Below are 16,951 nucleotides of genomic sequence, written 5' to 3' on the forward strand. Positions count from 1 at the left end.
CCGGTGCTGCGAGGGCCTGTGCTGCGAGGGCCGCCGCTCAGGCGACCAGTCGCGCGCCCGCCAGGCCGAGCTCGACGACGAGGACGAGCGACGAGGCGATCACCAGGCGGAACAACGTGCGGGTGGGCGGGCCGGTGAGCACCAGGCGGATGCCGGCGGCCGCGAGGACGAGGACCGCGAGCGTCGCGACGACGGCGAGGACGACTCCGGGGCCGCCGACCGGATCGTCGCCGACGACCTGGCCGAGCAGCACGAGCACCGCGCCGAGCATCAGCGAGCCGAACGCGACGACGCCGGAGAGGCGCAGCCCGAGGCGGTGCGGGAAGCCGCGGACGCCGGTCGCCTCGTCGTCGACGAGGTCGGGCAGCACGTTGGTGCAGTGGATCGCGACGCCGAAGACCGCGCCCGTGGCGATCGCCCACCAGGCCGGCAGCTGCCCGCCGCCCGCCGCGACGGAGACGACGGGGAGCAGCCCGAAGGCGACGAGGAACGGCACGACCGAGAACGCGGTGCGCTTGAGCCCGGCGTCGTAGGCCCAGCCCGCGGCGACGAGCACGAGGTGCGCGACGGCGGCGACCGGCCCGAGCAGGAGCGAGAGCACGACGGCGACGGCGGCGGTGCCGAGCGCGGCGGCGCGGACCTCGCCGACGCTGATCCGGCCGAGCGCGACGGGCTTGTCGGTCCGGCCGACGGCGCGGTCGCGATCGGCGTCGATCCAGTCGTTGGCCAGGCCGATCGACAGCTGCCCGGCGAGGACGGCGAGCGCCACGAGGACGACGATCCCGAGCGGATGCCCGGACGCGGCGGCGAGCACGGTGGCCAGCACGGTCACGGTGACGGTCGGCCCGGGATGCGACGAGGCCAGCAGGAGGCGCACCCGGGACGTCATCCGGCCAGCCTACGACGGGCGTGCGCGCGGCAGCCTTTCCGTCCGGCGACGAGGAAAGGAAGGACCCGCACCTCTCTCCTGCTGGTCGAGCAGCGCGCAAGGCGCCTCCGCCGGCGACGCCGCTCCGCGTCTCGGTAGAGAGGGAGAGGACGCGGCGGCGTCCCGTTCATGCTGGTCGAGTAGCCCCGCAGGGCGTATCGAGACCCCGCCACCGCCAGGCCGAGGGTGCCCCGCTTCATGCTGGTCGAGTAGCCCCGCAGCCGTATCGAGACCTGCCCCGTCGGCGCAGTGCCTCCTCCACAGCCCCGATTCGGCCCCCGATCGTCCCGCTGCACCCTCGAGCCGGACTCCGTGTCGGTGGTCCCTGCTTCAATACTTGTATGACGGAGTTCGGATCCACGGAAGAGGTGCTCTCGCACCTGCGCGGGCTCAGCGACCGTGCCGCCGCGAACGCCCGTGCCGCCGCCCAGCCGCGTCTCGCCGAGGCCCGCTATCTCTACGACTTCCACCGCACCGCCCTCGCCCACCCGGACGCCTTCGCCCGCGGCGCGACCCGCAGCGAGACCCGCGACCTCGTCGAGCGCTCCATCCGCGCCGAACTCGCCGTCGCCGAGGGCCTGCCGGAGCAGGTGATCACCCGGCGCCTCGAGAACGCGCAGCTGCTCTTCGAGCACCTGCCGCTCACGCGGGCGCTGCTCGCGCAGGCGCGCCTGCACTGGGAGGAAGGGGAGGCGATCTGCGCGACCGCGAGCACCCTGCCCGAGGGATCCCGCGCCGGGCTGGACGAGCGCGTCGCGGAGGCAGCGCCGGCGATGACGCTCACCCAACTGCGCCGTGCCCTGCGCCGGTGGCGGGAGGAACTGCACCAGGAGTCTCTCTCAGAGCGTCATGCCCGAGCCCGAGTGGACCGCGCAGTGTGGGTGACACCCGACGTGGACGGGATGGCGACGCTCTGCGTGTACGGGCCGGCACCGGCCGTGATGGGCGCCTACGACCGTGCCGATCGGATGGCTCGGTCCCTCCGTGACGCGGGTGATGTGCGCACGCTCGCGCAGCTCCGCGCGGACGTCGCCGTCGACCTGCTCTGCGACGGCGATGTCTTCGGCACAACTCCCGACGCGGCGGATCGTCCCGATCCCTCGTTCGTTCCCGGTGTCCGGGCGGAGGTGCGGCTCACGCTCGCGGCGTCCACGGCCGTGGATCTCGACGACGAGCACGCGGAGTTGGACGGCTACGGCCCCGTCCCTGCCGACGTCGCGCGGGAGCTGATCCGCACGGCAGCGTCGTTCACCCGCGTGCTCACCGAACGGGACACCGGTGCCGTCGTCTCCGTCGGCCGGACGCAGCGCCTCCCGCCGTCACGCATGCGGCTGCATCTGCAGTTGCGGGATCAGACCTGCCGCTTCGCGGGCTGCCTGCGCACCGCCGCGCGCAGCGAAGCCGACCACACGCTCGAGTGGCGCAACGGCGGCGAGACCTCGCTCGAGAACCTCGTCTCGCTCTGCACCTCGCATCATCACCTCCGGCACGGCGACCGATGGACATACGCGAAGGGCGACGGCGGGGCGATCGTGTGGACGACCCCGACCGGCCGGCGTGTGAGCAACCGGCCGCCCCCGCTGCCGGGAAGGCCGCCGGACCTGCGGTCGCGACCGCACTTCGTCGACACACCGCCGCCGTTCTGACGGTAGTGGATCTCGATACGCCCGCGATGCGGGCTACTCGATCAGCATGCAGCTCGCGCAGAGCGCGTCGGGCGCTTCGGCATGGGCTCACGCATGCTGGTCGAGTAGCCCGCAGGGCACATCGAGACCCACCCCATCGCGGTGCACCTCCGCCGAGAGTCGGCTCCGGCGGAGCCCGGTGCCGAGGCGCACAGGGGAACCCCAGAAAGGTGCCAGGCGGGGCATCGGGTCGGAGCCGTAGGCTCGGAGCGTTCTGAAACCGCTCCCACACCCCGGGGGCGGCGACCCCCACGACGCCAAGGACGACGCCGATGAACCGCATGCCGAGCAACCGCACCACCGTGATCACCGCGCTGGCCTGCGGCCTGCTGCTCTCGACCGGAGTGGCCGCCCCGGGCGCCGCCGCCGACACGGCCGCCGCGTCACTCGAGGACCACCTCGGGCCGGACAGCGCCGCGGGCGACACGCTGCTGGTGAACGGGCGCGCGTACCCGCTGCAGTAGCGGCCGGCTCTCGGCCGAGCCGTGCGCCCGGCTGAGTAGTTCTCTCCAGACCGCCCCGAACGGGTGGTATCCGCTCCCTGTGAATCTCATCACACTGAGGAGCCTTCTCGACGGACGCGGTTCTGCCGCGCTCGGGTCCCGCAGGCGCAGCACCGCACCCGATCGCCGCTCGTCCTGGAGTCGTCATGCCCGAACACCGTCCTGCCCGCTCGCGGGTCCTTGCCCTCGCCACCGCCCTCGCGGTCGGCTTCGGGCTGCTCGTCGCCCCGGCTGCCGCGGCCGCGGAGGCGGCGCCGTCGGCCGCGCCGGTCTCGGAGACCTCCGGCCAGTGGCACACGGACGCGCCGGCCGCCCGGCAGGCCGCACCGCAGGCAGTGGAGCCGCGAGCGCTGGTCGCCGCGACTCCGCCCGCGAACGACCTGCGCGAGAACGCGACAGTCGTCACGAGCCTGCCCTACTCCGCGTACGGCGTTCCCTACATCGGGGCGACCCTGTCGGAAGGCGAGGACTCGACCTGCCGGACGACCGATCCGGACTACTCCGAGTACTTCGAAGGGGGAGACGGCTCGATCTGGTTCAAGTACACGTCGACCACGCGGCAGACTCTGACGTTCAGCGGGACCTCGCCCGGGTCTCCGTCGATCGTCAGTGCCTTCGCAGAGGGTCCGACGACCGATGCCACTCGGATCAGCTGCGTGGAGGAGGGTTATCGCGACCAGAACTTCGTGCAGGCGGAAGCCGGCCGCACCTATTACTTCCAGGTCAGCTCCGACATGTCCTGGTCCAGCACTCTGTCCGGAACGGCCCAGTTCTCCCTCTCCGCAAGCGCCCCTGTTCTCGGGACCACGTACCCGTCGGCTCCGGCGATCTCGACGCTCCCCGCGACAGTGCAGGGGTCGACTCTCAAGGTCGACAGCAACTGGTACCAGCCCTATACCGGGTGCGACTACAACCCGTTCTTGGGCTCGGTCTGGTACAAGTACCGCGCGACAACGACCGGAAGCGTGCTCGCCGATGTCGGCGAAAGCTTCGCTCCGATGAACGTCGCCGTCTACGACTCCGATGGAGTGACGCCGGGGCGCCAGCTCGGCTGCGGAGACGCCTTGGCCGAGCCCGGGTACTCCGAACACGACCCGGACCGTGCCAACGTCGAGTTCGCCGCCACTGCCGGAAGGACCTACTTCATCCAGGTAGGGAATTACAGCTTCTTCGAAGGCGACTTCATCCTGAAGCTGGCCGCCATCGGCACACTCACTGCACCGACGCCGACCGTCTCCGGCTCAGGAGCGGTCGGCGACACTCTGACCGCCGTGCCCGGCACGTGGGGGCCGCAGCCGGTGACGCTGAGCTACCAGTGGCTGAGAAACGGCTCGCCGATCAGCGACGCGACCGGCCCTCAGTACGTCGTCTCGCAGTGGGATCTCGGAAACGCGATCACCGTGCAGGTCACCGGCACCAAGGCCGGCTACGCGACGGCCGCGCGAACCAGCGCTGCCGTCACTGTCACCGCGGGTTCGCTGACCAACTCCGTCCCGACCGTCACCGGGTCCGCCGCGATCGGCGGGACGCTCACCGCGAACCCGGGCAACTGGGGTCCCGCGCCCGTCGACCTCGCGTACCAGTGGAAGCGCAACGGGACCGCGATCGCGGGCGCCACGGGGAGCAGCTACGTCGTCACCTCCGCCGACTCGGGGACCGCGCTCACCGTCAGCGTCATCGGCACCAAGTACGGGTACACGACCGCGACCCGCACGAGCTCGGCCATCCAGGTCGGGCTGCCGCTGCAGACGCTGATGCCGACGCCCACGATCACCGGCAGCACCACCGTCGGCTCGACGCTCACCGCGAATCCGGGGACCTGGGACTCCGGCGTGACGCTGAGCTACCAGTGGAAGAAGAACGGCGGCACGTACATCTCCGGCGCCACCGCGAAGACGTACGTCCTCAAGGCCTCCGATGCCGGAGCGACGCTGACCGTGAGCGTCACCGGCACCAAGACCGGCTACTCCCCCGCGACCAAGACCAGTGCGACGACGGCCGCCGTCACCAACGGCGCGGTCATCACGGGAGCGACGCCGACCATCACCGGCACCGCGACCGTCGGGCAGAAGCTGACCGCCGTCCCCGGCACCTGGACGCCCTCGCCCGTGACGCTCGCCTACCAGTGGCAGCGGAACGGCACCGCGATCAGCGGCGCCACCGCGACGACATACACGCTCGCCGCTGCCGACACGGGAGCGGCGATCACCGTCGCCGTGACCGGCACCAAGTCCGGCTACACCGCGGTCACCAAGACCAGCGCCGCGGTCACCGCGAAGGCGGCGCTGCAGACGCTCATGCCGACGCCGACGATCACCGGCACCACGAAGGTCGGCTCGACCCTCACCGCGAACCCGGGGACCTGGGACGCCGGCACCACGCTGACCTACCAGTGGAAGAAGAACGGCGGCACGTACATCTCCGGCGCCACCGCGAAGACCTACGTGCTCAAGGCCTCGGACGCCGGCGCGACCGTCACCGTGAGCGTCACCTCCACCAAGACCGGCTACTCGCCCGCCACCAAGACCAGCGCCACCACGGCGCTCGTCACCGGCGGCGTCCTCACCGGCGCGACCCCGACGATCACCGGAACGGCGAAGGTCGGCCAGACCCTCACCGCGGTTCCCGGCACCTGGTCGCCCGCGCCCGTCACGCTGAGCTACCAGTGGAAGCGCGGCGGCACGGCGATCTCGGGCGCGACGTCGGCGACCTACAAGACGGTGTCGGCGGACGCGGGCAAGGCGATCACGGTGACGGTCACCGGCACGAAGGCGGGCTACACGACGCTGAGCAGGACGAGCGCGGGCAAGACCGTCGTCAAGTGAGCACCGTCGCGAAGTAACCCCCCGAACACCTGAGGGGGGCGCGGGCGTGCGAGGCTTGATGGTCGCCGCCCGCCCCTCCTCCCTCAGGACACCGTGAACACCCCTCAGCGCACCAGCAAGAGCACCAGCACCAGCACGACCGCGAGCACCGCCGCCTTCCCCTGGATCGGGCTGCTCACGCTCGCCGGGGCCGTCTTCGTGTCGGTCACCAGCGAGTTCCTGCCGACCGGCCTCATCCCGGACATGTCGCGCGACCTGGGCGTCAGCATCCCGCTGACCGGGCAGCTGGTGACGATCTTCGCGGCGACCGTCGTCATCGCGACGACCCCGCTGACGCTCGTGACGCAGCGGTTCTCGCGGAAGAGCCTGCTCCTGGTCGCGCTGGGCACGATCGCGGTCGCGAACGTGCTGGCCGCTCTCGCGCCGACCTTCGCGCTGCTGGTCGGCGCGCGCATCCTCGGCGGGCTCGCGCACGGGCTGTTCTGGGCGATCGTCGCCGCCTATTCGGCGCACCTCGTCGCTCCGGAGCACCTCGGCCGGGCGACCGCGATCACGGCCGGCGGCGGCTCGGCGGCCTTCGTCCTCGGCGTGCCGGTGGGCACCGCGCTCGGCCACGCGTTCGGCTGGCGGCCGACGTTCGCGATCCTCGGTGCGATCGTGCTGCTGCTGGCACTGCTCGTGGTGAAGTTCCTGCCCGCGGTCGACCACAGCATCCCGCTGCGCACCGGCGAGATCCGGCTGCCCGCCCGCAAGGACCGCAGCCTGCCGCGCATCATCGGCGTCTGCGTCGTCATCCTGCTGGTGCTGATCGGCCAGAACACGCTCTCGACCTACGTCACGCCGTGGCTCGAGAACGCGTCCTTCTCCCCCGACAGCGTCCCCCTCCTCCTCTTCGCGTTCGGCGGGGCGGGCGCGGTGGGCCTCGTGCTCGCCGGCTTCGCGACCGACCGCTTCCCGCGCTCCGGCTTCGTGGTCGCGGCGATCGCCGTGGTGCTCGCGCTGGTCGCGCTCGGGCTGGCCGCCGGCTCGCAGGCCACGGTCGCGATCGTCGTCGCGGCGATCGTCTGGAACATCGCGTTCGGCGGCATCCCGGCGATGCTGCAGACGCGGATGCTGCGCACCTCCTCGTTCCAGCTGCGCAGCCTCGCCGCCGCGCTGCAGACCACGGCGTTCAACATCGGCATCGGCGGCGGCGCGATCGTCGGCGGGCTGACCATCGACGCGGCGGGACTCGACCTGCTGCCGTGGGTCGCGATCGTGATGATCGCGGTCGGGCTCGTCGTGAGCCTGATCGTGGAGGCGCGCTCGTCGGCGGCGGTGCGGCGCGAGCAGGCTGCGGCGGTCCGCTAGGGCGAGGCGCCTCCTCCGGACGGACGACGATCTGCCCGACGAGTGCGGGATAGCGTGAAGCGCATGAGTCAGAGCACGATCCCCGTTCCCGGCCAGCCGTACTACGGCGCTCCCCCGGTCGCCGCGATCCGCCGCTTCTTCACGCAGTACGCGCGCTTCCGCGGCAGGGCGAGCCGCGCGGAGTACTGGTGGGTCGTCCTCGCGGTGACCCTGGTGAACGTGGTGCTGCGACTGCTCGACGGCGCAGGGCCGGGCGTGCAGCTCTCGTTCACGCCGTTCCGCTCGGGTGAGCTCGACTTCGACACGCCCTGGATCGCCGTGCTCGCCGGGGCGATCGCGCTCGCCACGCTGGTGCCCTCGCTCGCGCTGATCTGGCGGCGGCTGCACGACGTGAACCGCAGCGGGATGTGGATCTTCGCGCTGTTCATCCCGATCGCGGGCGCCGTGTTCCTGCTGATCCTGTTCGTGCTGCCGCCGCGGCCGGAGGGGATGCGCTTCGACTGACGCGCGCGCCCTCTACGGTGAGGGCGTGACTGCGCGCGGCAACGACTTCGACGCCCTGCGGCTGGCCGCCGCGCTGATGGTCGTCGTCGGGCACGGCGCCGTGCTGCTGGGCGAGCCGGCGCCGCGGCTGCTCGGGCTGCCCGTGCACTCGCTCGGCGTCTCGGTGTTCTTCTGCGTCAGCGGGTTCCTGATCGCGGGGAGCATGGAACGGGCGCCGACCGCGGGGCGGTTCCTCTGGCACCGCGTGCTGCGGATCTTCCCGGCGCTGATCGTCGTGGTCGCGGTGAGCATGCTCGTGCTCGGGCCGCTGGTGACGTCGCTGCCGGTCGGGGCGTACTTCTCCTCGCCGCAGACCTGGACCTACGCGCTCAACGTGCCGCTGCTGGCGCAGTACGAGCTGCCGGGCGTCTTCGACTCGGCGGTGCACGCGCGGCCGGCGGTGAACGGGTCGCTCTGGACGCTCGGAGTGGAGTTCTGCTGCTACCTCGGGGTGCTGGCGCTGCGGTGGGTGCCGGGGACGGGGCGGACTCGCGGGGTGCTGGCGGTGGTGGCGCTCGTGGGGCTGGGGGTGGTGACGGGGCTGGGCGGAGCGCTCGGATCCTCCGCGGAGCTGTGCGCGTTCTTCGCGGCGGCCGCGGCGGTGCGGCTGCTGGTACCGGCCGCGTGGCTGCGCTGGCCGGCCGGCGTCGTGGCGCTCGCGGTGCTGCTCCTCGCGGCCGGGACTCCGCTGCAGCAGGTGGCGCTGCGGATCGCGCTGCCGGTGCTCGTGATCGTCGTCGGCACCGGATCGCTGCCGGTGCTGCGGCGGGCGGCGCGGTTCGGCGACTTCTCCTACGGGCTGTACCTGTGGAGCTATCCGGTGCAGCAGCTGGTGCTGGAGGTGCTGGGGCGGCGGCCGACGGCGACGAACCTGGCGCTCGTCGTGGCGGTGACGCTCCTGCTCGCGGTGGCGTCGTGGTGGCTGGTCGAGCGGCCGGCGCTGCGGTGGAAGGACCTGCGCTGGAAGGACGCGCGGCTGTCGGGGCGCTCCATGCTGATCGAGTAGCCCGCGCAGCGGGCGTATCGAGATCCACCGGCGTCAGGACGTGAGTCTGCAGACCCGGCCTACTGACGAGGGTGGGTCTCGATACGCCCCTTCGGGGCTACTCGACCAGCATGAAGGGCAGCCCTGCGGGGCTGGTCGACCAGCATGGAGGGCAGCCCTGCGGGGGCTAGGCGCACCAGTCGCGGGAGACGCCGTTGACGCTGCGGGAGGTGTCGCCGGTGCCGAGGTCGACGAGGACGGTCGAGGTGGCGCTGAAGCCGGGGACGTCGGGGTAGTCGTCGGGGACGCCCTCCGCGGAGACGGCCTCGACGGCGGCGAACTGGCCGTTGGGCGAGAGGCAGAGGCCGCGGATCCGGCCGGTGGGCGAGGTGCGGAAGATCTCGGTGGTGCCGCTCGCGTCGACGCGGACGACGGAGTACTGGGCGGTGCCGGTCTCGGGCGAGTAGTCGGCCTCGAGCTCGAGGTAGCTGTCGGAGTCCAGGAGCAGCAGCTGCACGGGCGAGGTGGTCGGGCCGACGTCGGCGGGCGGCAGGGCGAGGGTCTCGACGGAGCCGTCGGCGAGGTCGATGACGGAGCCGGAGTCGGGGTCGGCGACGACCAGGCGGTTCGCGCCGGGGACGAAGCCGCGCAGCTCGGCGTGCTGGCCGAGGGGGCTGATGGTGCCGGGGGTCAGCAGGTCGACGAGCAGCACGGTGTCGTCGAGCGAGTGGGTGACGACGGAGGTGGTGCCGGGCACGAACATCCAGTCGGTCGCGCGCAGCGGCCCGCCGTCGATGCCGGTGATCGGCACGGCCTCCGCCTTCTGGTCGGTGAGGTCGTAGGCGTAGAGCGCGCGGTCGAGCGGGCCGGTGGGCGCGGAGCCGGTGAAGGTCCAGCCGAGCACGCCCTTCTCGGGCGACGCGTGCAGCTCGCGGACGACACCGGGGCCGGGCAGCGGGATGACGCCCTCCGAGCCGGTGTCGAGGGTGAGCGTGCGGATCAGGGTCGTGTCGTCGGGCTCGAGCGTCACGACGACGAGCACCGGGCCGACGACGGCGTAGTCCTGGATCCGGTCGGCGGTGTAGAGGACGCGGGTGTCGCCGCCGGAGAGCGGGCGCACGCGGATCGCGTCGGGCTGGGCGGGGTCCTCGGCGGTGCGGTCGAGGGTGTAGAGGTCGGGGTCCTTCGTGGTGAAGGCGGCGGAGAGGTCGGACTCGGCGCCGGTCGCGGTGCCCTGCGCGCCGTCGATCGCGATCTCGTACTCGGTGGCGTAGCGGAGCGTGTCGTCGAAGGTGACGGTGAGCACGCCGCCCTCGAGCTCAGCGGTGTGCGGGGTCTCCGGAGTGACGCGGACGCGGTCGAGGGCGTCGGGCTCGATCGCCTGGTCGAGGTGGACGCGGGCGCGGCCGCCGTCGCGCTCGACGACGCCCGAGGTGCTGACCTCGAGCGAGGCGACGCGCGGGCCCTTGCCGATCGTGGCGGCGGTCAGGCCGCCGACGGCGAGGACGAGGACGGCGGTGGCGGTCCAGAAGACGCGGGAGAAGCTGCGCTCCCCGCCGCGGCGCTCATGAGAAGCACGGCGCTCAGTAGACATACGGCATCGCCGGCTCGTCGATCGGCGTCACGACGTCGGGCTCGAGGACGACCGCCTCGGCGCTGGTGACGCTCGGGTTGGCGCCGAAGCCGCCGGTCACCTCCAGCCACTCGCCCTCGGTGTACGTGTCGGCCCAGCCCGGCTGGTGGATCGGCACGCCGACCGGCTGCGCGTCGACGGCGCAGCAGGTGACGATGAAGCGGGCGACGTAGAAGACGTTCTCGGGGTCGCTCACGTCGGGGGTGACGAAGCCGCTGACCGTCGCGGTGCGGCCGGCCAGGAACTGCTCGCTCGCGCCCTGGCGCAGCAGCGTCGCCCAGTCGCGCACGGTGAAGGACGCGGTGTCGCCGGTGGGGGCCTGCGCGGTGACCGAGGCGTCGACGGCGCTGGTGTTGACCTCGCGCTGAGTTGCGGTCGAGGCGGTCAGCGCGGCGGGCGGCACGACGAGCAGCGCGACGGCGGCGCAGGCGATCACCGCGAGGCTGCCGAGCGCGGCGAGACCGGCGCGCCAGCGGCGGCGCGGGGCGTGCTCGTGCAGGTGGTCCTCCTCGTGCCCGTCGTCCTCCTCCGCCCCCGGCACGATCGCGAAGGCGCAGAGCAGCAGCACCGCCGCGACCGCCGCGAGGATCACCGAGAACTCGAAGTAGCGGGGGTGGATGTAGAGGCCGAGGCGTCCGGTCGCCGCGAGCCAGAGCGTCGAGACGACGCCGATCAGGCTGAGGACGACGCCCTTCCAGCGGGCCAGCAGACGTTCAGAGCGCATGGTTCACCGCCAGGCCGAGGACCGCGGCGCAGAGGCCGACCAGCGCGGTGATCCGCACGAGCGTGCGCGCGGAGAAGGTGGTGCGCAGCAGCGCGAGCATCTTGATGTCGATCATCGGGCCGAAGACGAGGAACGCGATGATGCCGCCGGGCAGGAACGTCGAGCCGAAGGAGAGCACGAAGAACGCGTCGACGTTGGAGCAGATCGAGATCACGAAGGCGAGGACCATCAGCGCGAGGACCGACCAGAGCGGGTCGCCGCCGAGGGTGGTCAGCACGTCGCGCGAGACGCCGACCTGGATCAGCCCGGCGATCGCCGCGCCGACGAACAGCGCAGGCAGCATCGCGCCGGTCTCCTCGGCGAAGAGCAGCACGCTGCGGCGGGCCTTGGCGCGGACCGTGCGGGAGGGGCGCTCGCCCGCCTCGCAGGCCGCGCGGAACCGCGGGGTCAGCAGCGCCATCGGGTCGGTGTGCCGGCTGAAGATCCAGCCGACCAGGTTCGCGATGACGAAGCCGCCGACGATGCGCCAGATCAGGATCCCGTCGGCCCAGCCGAAGGCCTGATAGGTCGTGACGATGGTGATCGGGTTCACGATCGGCGCCGCGAGCAGGAACGTCATCGACTCCGAGACGGACAGCCCCTTCACGATCAAACCGCGCGCGAGCGGCACGTTGCCGCACTCGCAGACCGGCAGCAGCACGCCGAGCAGCGAGATCACCAGGCGGCGCGGCAGGGCGCGCTTCGGCAGGATCCTCAGCAGCACCGCCTCCGGCACCCAGAGCTGCACGGCGATCGAGAGCACGATGCCGAGGAAGACGAACGGCAGCGACTCGATGACGACGCTGATCGCCAGGGTGAGGAAGTCGCGGACGGCGTCGGAGAGCACGTCGCCGGCAGCGTCGGGCGAGAGGACGCGGAGGAGCGCGGCGGCCGCGACGAGCGCGAGGCCGAGGCCGATGCGGCGGGCGAGGACGACGCGGTCGCTCCCGGGCGGAGTCGTCCCGCGCCGGGTCGTTCCGCGCCGGGTCGTGGCGGTCGCCTGGTCGATCGTCATCCGGACCATCGTAGGCGGGGCGGAACGCGAGGATTCCTTCCGTCCTTGTCCCCCGCCGCGGGAGGGACTCGCGCGGGACCCCCGCTCCTAGCCTGACGACCGGCGCGATCGGGACCACCTCGCTCCACCGATCCCCTGGAGGTCGCCGTGCGCCGCATCATGACCGGCCTCGCCGCGCTGGCGGCGCTCGCCGTGGCGATGCCGCTCCTGGGCGCGATCGGCGGGTCGGCCGACGCCGCGGAGAGCGCAGCACCCGCCGCCGCCGTGGCCCTGGCCGCTCCGGCCGCTGCGGAGGGCTGGACGACGGTCTTCGCGGACGACTTCGACGGCGCCGCGGGCAGTCCCGTCGGTCCGGCGTGGATCCACGAGCTCGGCACCTGGGGCACGGGCGCCGTCGACCGCACCACCGACTCGACGGCCAACGTGTTCCTCGACGGCGCCGGGAACCTCGCCGTCCGCGCACTGAGGGATCAGGCGGGGGCCTGGACGTCGGGCCGCATCATCACGCGCGACACGTCCTTCTCCGCTCCGGCGGGCGGCCAGCTGCTGATGACCGCGTCGATCCGCCAGCCGAACCCCGTGCAGGCGACCGGCTACTGGCCGGCGTTCTGGGCGCTCGGTCTGGACGAGAACGGCGCGATCGACTGGCCGCGGACGGGCGAGATCGACATCCTCGAGGCGGTCAACGGGACCTCGCAGGTCATCCAGACCTTCCACTGCGACCTCGTCGACGCGGGCGAGTGCGACGAGCCGTACGGTCTCACGAGCGGCCTGCAGGACTGCGCGGGCTGCCTGACCGCCTTCCACACCTACTCCGCCCTGGTCGACCGGCGCGTCGCAGGGCAGGAGCGGCTGCAGTTCCTGGTCGACGGCGAGGTGCGGCACACCGTCGAGCAGGCCGGCCTGAGCGCGGAGGCGTGGAGCGCGGCCATCGGCAACGACTACTTCCTCATCCTGAACCTCGCCATCGGCGGGGGCCTGCCGAACGGGGTGTGCGGCTGCGACAGCGCGAGCACCCCGAAGTCCTCGGGCGGCACGATGAGCGTCGACCATGTGGCCGTCTACCGGTCCGAGGCACCGGCGGCACTCGGCGCTCCGACTCCGTCGATCCAGGGGACGCCGAAGGTCGGCTCGACCCTCACGGTGCAGCCGGGCGCCTGGACGCCCGCGCCGGTCGCGCTCGCCTACCAGTGGAGCGCCGACGGCGTCGCCCTGAGCGGAGCGACCGCCGCGGCCTACACGCCGACGAGCGGCACCGTCGGCAAGCGGATCTCCGTCACGGTCACGGGCACGAAGGCCGGCTACCCGGCGGAGAGCCGCACCGCGCCGCCCACCGCGGTCGTGGCGAAGGGGACGCTGACCGCGCCGACTCCGACGATCACGGGGACGGCGAAGGTCGGCTCGACCCTCACCGCGAAGACGGGGACCTGGGGACCGGCCCCGGTCGCCGTGAAGTACCAGTGGCGGGCGGACGGGACCGCGATCTCCGGTGCGACGGCGGCGACCTACGTCCCGACGACCTCGGTGGTCGGGACCCGGATCACCGTCTCGGTCACCGGCACCAAGACCGGCTGGACGAGCGCCGTGCGCACCTCCGCGGCGACCGCCGCCGTCGTGCGCTGATCCGGGCGACCGCGCGTCAGCTGTGCTCCCCGCGACGTCGGGGCACGATGCGCATCACCGCGGTGCCGGCGGCGATGAGCGCGAACGCCGCGAGCCCCCACCAGAGCGAGTCGAAACCGGTGGCGGCGAGCGCTCCGGCGCCCAGTCCGGCTCCGGCGGAGGACGAGAGGTTGTTGTACATGGGTTTCTCCTTCGATCACCAGGCGCGCTGACGTCGTGTCAGCGCGTCCAGGTAGGCCTTGGTGTGGACGATCTGCAGGAACAGATCGAGGAACAGCTCGTACATCAGGCCGGCGAGCAGCATGTGCTTCCAGCCCCGGTCGCGGACGGTGACGACGCGCTCGACGACGAAGATCAGGGTGACGGCGAGCCAGAACGGCTGGATCGAGAGCCCGCCCATCACCAGCGCGTACACGACGGTCGCGAGGTAGACGTAGGTCACGAAGCAGCCGGCCATGGTCAGCAGCTGGCGACCCCAGTAGGGCCAGGTGACGCGGGTGAGGCCGTACTGAACGCAGTTCTCGACGGCGCCGCGCTTCCAGCGCAGCCGCTGGTTCCAGAGCTCGCGCCAGGTCGGCATGATCTCGGTGACGAGCGTGCAGCCCGCCGGGCTCAGCACCTCGTAGCCGAGGTGCTTGATCGCGAAGGTGAGCTCGTTGTCCTCGGTCAGGACCGTCGTGTCGTAGATGCCGCCGCGACCGTCGCCGGCGGGGATGCGCCCGTCGCGCCGGGCGCGGCTGATCTCGCGCAGCAGCGCGCCGCGCAGCACCGCGGCCGTCCCGGTGACGACGAGGCACTTGCCGTTCAGACGGCGGACGTCGCGGGCGTAGCGGGCGTACTCGTTGCGCTGGAGGTGGCCGACGAGCCCTCCCCCGGGCGTGCCGCGGAAGACCCCGCCGACGGCGCCGATCCGCGCGATGCCGATCTTCAGGCGGGCGATCGCGAGGAAGTCCGGGTCGAGCGCGGAGTCGGCGTCCTGCACCAGGACGAGGTCCTCGTCCTCGAGCTCGAGCAGCAGGACCTCGAGGAACTGGTTCAGGGCGCCGGCCTTCTTGGCCGTGTTGCCGGTCGTGGCGTAGACCTCGGCGCCGTGCGCGAGCGCGATCTCGGCGGTGCGGTCGGTGCAGTTGTCGGTGACGACGACGATCCGGTCCGGCGGCGACGTCTGGGTCTGCAGGCCGAGGATCGCGGCGGCGATCCCCTCCTCCTCGTCGTGCGCGGGGAGGACGGCGACCAGGCGGCCGACGGGCTTCGAGGTGTGGCGTCCCTCGCGGACCGGCGGGGCGGCCGGCGCCGCGGGGGCGGCCGGCGCGGTGCGGGCCGGAGTGCGCGCCCAGGACCGCTCGCGGGTCGGGGCGTAGCCGATCGGCATCGCCTCGGTCGAGGCGGCGGAGCGGGTGGTGAAGGGGGCGGGCAGGGGTGTGGTGAGCTCGTCGGCCGTGCGCGGCGGGGTGTTCCGCGCAGGGGTCGGCGGCTCAGCGGGCAGGACGCCCGCGGAGTGCGCGGTCAAGGCCAGGATCCTCAGTCTTCGGGTGCTTCGGGGGGGGGGTAGGGAGGCGCGCCGAAGCCACTCCGCAGGCGATTCGGGTCGCCGGAGGAGGGTGATGAAGAGGGGACGTGCCTGCTCTCGGGTGAGCACTGTCGGCACGCAGCAGATCAATCAGCATCGGGTTGCTTGGTGATCACCGTACGGTCCCGCCGAGGTTGATGCAAGAGCATGGAGAATGAACGTTCTCGCAGGATCGAGCGCTGTCCTCGCATCGGTCACACGTCGCGGGACGTCTGCCGTCCGGCTCCAGCGGCGACGCGGCGCGGGTGCAGGATGAGCGCATGACCCTCCTCCGCGTCCGGATGCGCCCGCGCGCCGTCGACGAGCCGCACCGGGTGTCGTCGCCGCTCGAGCTGCTCGTGGACCTGACCTTCGTCGTCGCGATCGCGCAGATCGCCGCGCAGCTCGCGCACGCGACGGAGGAGGGGCACCTCGGCGAGACGGTCCTCCCCTTCGCGATGGTGTTCTTCGCGATCTGGTGGGCCTGGATGAACTTCACCTGGTTCGCCTCCGGCTACGACACCGACGACGTGCCCTACCGGCTGCTCACGCTCGCGCAGATGGGCGGCGTGCTCGTGCTCGCGGCGGGCGTGCCGACGGCGTTCGAGGAGGGCGACTTCACGGCGATCACGGTCGGCTACGCGATCATGCGGTTCGCTCTGGTGAGCCAGTGGCTGCGGGTCGCGGTGTCGTCGCCGGAGCAGCGGGTCTCGGCGCTGCGCAGCGCCGGCGGGTTCTCGATCGTGCAGGTCGGCTGGCTGCTGCGGCTCCTGCTGCCGGAGCAGTACGGGGTGGTGAGCTTCGTCGTGCTGGCGGCGCTCGAGCTGGCGGTGCCGCTCTGGGCGCTGCGCGCGGGCGAGTCGAGCTGGCATCCGCACCACATCGCCGAGCGCTACGGGCTGTTCACGATCATCCTGCTCGGCGAGGGCGTGCTCGCGGCCGTGACCGGAGTGCAGCAGGCGGTGACGGAGTCGGGCGTGAGCTCCGCGCTCGTGCTCGTCGCGGCCTGCGCGCTGGTGATCGTCTTCGCGCTCTGGTGGCTGTCGTTCCTGCATCCCTCGGGCGAGCTGCTCGAACGGCGGCGCGGCCTCTCCTTCGCCTGGGGGTACGCGCACTTCGTGATCTTCGCGGCGCTCGGCGGGCTGGGAGCCGGGCTCGAGGTGGCGGTCGCGGCGACGGCCGGGCACCTGGAGGCGAGCGACACCGTGGTCGGCGGCGCGGTCGCCGTGCCGGTGGCCGCGTACCTGCTGACGCTGTGGGCGGTGCACCTGCCGCTCGGCGAGCGCCGCCCGCTCCGCGCGGCCCTCGTCGTACCCGCCTCCCTCGCGGTCCTGGCGACCCCTCTGCTGGCCGCACCCCTGGGCGTCGGCGCCGCCCTGGCGGCCGTCGCCCTCCTCTGCGCGGCCCTGGTGGCCGCCGCCCTGACGCTCCCCCGCATCTGATCCCCGCCGCGAGATGCCACTTATGAGCACGACACGCCGTGAGAAGTGTGCACAAGCGGCATCTCGATGGCCGGAGAACGAAGTCGCCCCCGAATGTTCATCCGCCC

Annotated in this window: 14 protein-coding genes; 8 read left to right on the forward strand and 6 right to left on the reverse strand. The window is 72.4% G+C overall.

The genetic code is table 11. From position 1 onward, the window contains the following. Positions 1-37: 37 nt before the first annotated feature. Entirely contained in the window at positions 38-889 is an 852-nt protein-coding gene (locus HRK28_RS07775) for a UbiA family prenyltransferase (protein ID WP_173250909.1), read from the reverse strand. Positions 890-1,269: 380 nt separating this feature from the next. On the opposite strand from HRK28_RS07775, the gene HRK28_RS07780 reads away from it, so the two are divergent. From HRK28_RS07780 to HRK28_RS07805, 6 genes are all read left to right on the forward strand, one after another. Next, complete coding sequence (locus tag HRK28_RS07780; RefSeq protein WP_173250910.1) at positions 1,270-2,574, forward strand: HNH endonuclease signature motif containing protein; 1,305 nt, start codon at positions 1,270-1,272, stop codon at positions 2,572-2,574. 311 nt (positions 2,575-2,885) lie between these two features. Next, positions 2,886-3,077: a hypothetical protein gene (locus HRK28_RS07785; RefSeq protein WP_173250911.1), complete on the forward strand. Its 192-nt coding sequence runs from the start codon at positions 2,886-2,888 to the stop codon at positions 3,075-3,077. Between the two features lie 185 nt (positions 3,078-3,262). Continuing rightward, complete coding sequence (locus HRK28_RS07790) at positions 3,263-5,941, forward strand: hypothetical protein (RefSeq protein ID WP_173250912.1); 2,679 nt, start codon at positions 3,263-3,265, stop codon at positions 5,939-5,941. Positions 5,942-6,034: 93 nt separating this feature from the next. After that, on the forward strand, positions 6,035-7,291 hold the full coding sequence (locus HRK28_RS07795) for an MFS transporter (protein ID WP_173250913.1): 1,257 nt from the start codon (positions 6,035-6,037) through the stop codon (positions 7,289-7,291). A 63-nt stretch (positions 7,292-7,354) separates the two neighbouring features. Continuing rightward, complete coding sequence (locus HRK28_RS07800) at positions 7,355-7,795, forward strand: DUF805 domain-containing protein (protein ID WP_173250914.1); 441 nt, start codon at positions 7,355-7,357, stop codon at positions 7,793-7,795. Between the two features lie 25 nt (positions 7,796-7,820). Continuing rightward, positions 7,821-8,840, forward strand: a complete 1,020-nt coding sequence (locus HRK28_RS07805) for an acyltransferase (RefSeq protein WP_173250915.1) — start codon at positions 7,821-7,823, stop codon at positions 8,838-8,840. 166 nt (positions 8,841-9,006) lie between these two features. Here HRK28_RS07805 and HRK28_RS07810 read toward each other — a convergent pair whose 3' ends face one another. From HRK28_RS07810 to HRK28_RS07820, 3 genes are read right to left on the reverse strand one after another with little or no spacing between them, the layout of a single operon-like run. Then, the gene (locus HRK28_RS07810) at positions 9,007-10,413 is read right to left on the reverse strand and encodes a hypothetical protein (protein ID WP_173250916.1); all 1,407 of its coding nucleotides are present in this window, start codon (positions 10,411-10,413) and stop codon (positions 9,007-9,009) included. After that, positions 10,403-11,176, reverse strand: coding sequence for a TIGR03943 family protein (locus HRK28_RS07815; RefSeq protein WP_173250917.1), 774 nt, complete (start codon positions 11,174-11,176; stop codon positions 10,403-10,405). The genes HRK28_RS07810 and HRK28_RS07815 overlap by 11 nt, the downstream gene beginning before the upstream one ends. Continuing rightward, positions 11,166-12,230, reverse strand: a complete 1,065-nt coding sequence (locus HRK28_RS07820; protein ID WP_173250918.1) for a permease — start codon at positions 12,228-12,230, stop codon at positions 11,166-11,168. Before HRK28_RS07820 ends, HRK28_RS07815 begins: the two co-directional genes overlap by 11 nt. Positions 12,231-12,377: 147 nt before the next feature. Here HRK28_RS07820 and HRK28_RS07825 point away from each other — a divergent pair, with 147 nt between their 5' ends. After that, positions 12,378-13,853 carry a family 16 glycosylhydrolase gene (locus HRK28_RS07825; RefSeq protein ID WP_160086736.1) on the forward strand — a complete coding sequence of 492 codons (1,476 nt, stop codon included), beginning with the start codon at positions 12,378-12,380 and terminating at the stop codon, positions 13,851-13,853. Positions 13,854-13,869: 16 nt separating this feature from the next. On the opposite strand, the gene HRK28_RS07830 is transcribed toward HRK28_RS07825, so the two are convergent. Together HRK28_RS07830 and HRK28_RS07835 are read right to left on the reverse strand one after the other, a co-directional pair. Beyond that, entirely contained in the window at positions 13,870-14,034 is a 165-nt protein-coding gene (locus HRK28_RS07830) for a hypothetical protein (RefSeq protein ID WP_164874589.1), read from the reverse strand. Positions 14,035-14,049: 15 nt separating this feature from the next. Next, positions 14,050-15,363: a glycosyltransferase family 2 protein gene (locus HRK28_RS07835; protein WP_244231744.1), complete on the reverse strand. Its 1,314-nt coding sequence runs from the start codon at positions 15,361-15,363 to the stop codon at positions 14,050-14,052. Between the two features lie 320 nt (positions 15,364-15,683). Between HRK28_RS07835 and HRK28_RS07840 the strand changes: the two genes are divergently transcribed. Beyond that, a complete protein-coding gene (locus HRK28_RS07840; protein ID WP_217274412.1) occupies positions 15,684-16,844 on the forward strand; it encodes a low temperature requirement protein A in 1,161 nt (386 codons plus the stop codon). Positions 16,845-16,951: the final 107 nt, after the last annotated feature.

The sequence above is a fragment of the Rathayibacter sp. VKM Ac-2835 genome (assembly GCF_013266705.1).
Taxonomy (GTDB): Bacteria; Actinomycetota; Actinomycetes; order Actinomycetales; family Microbacteriaceae; genus Rathayibacter.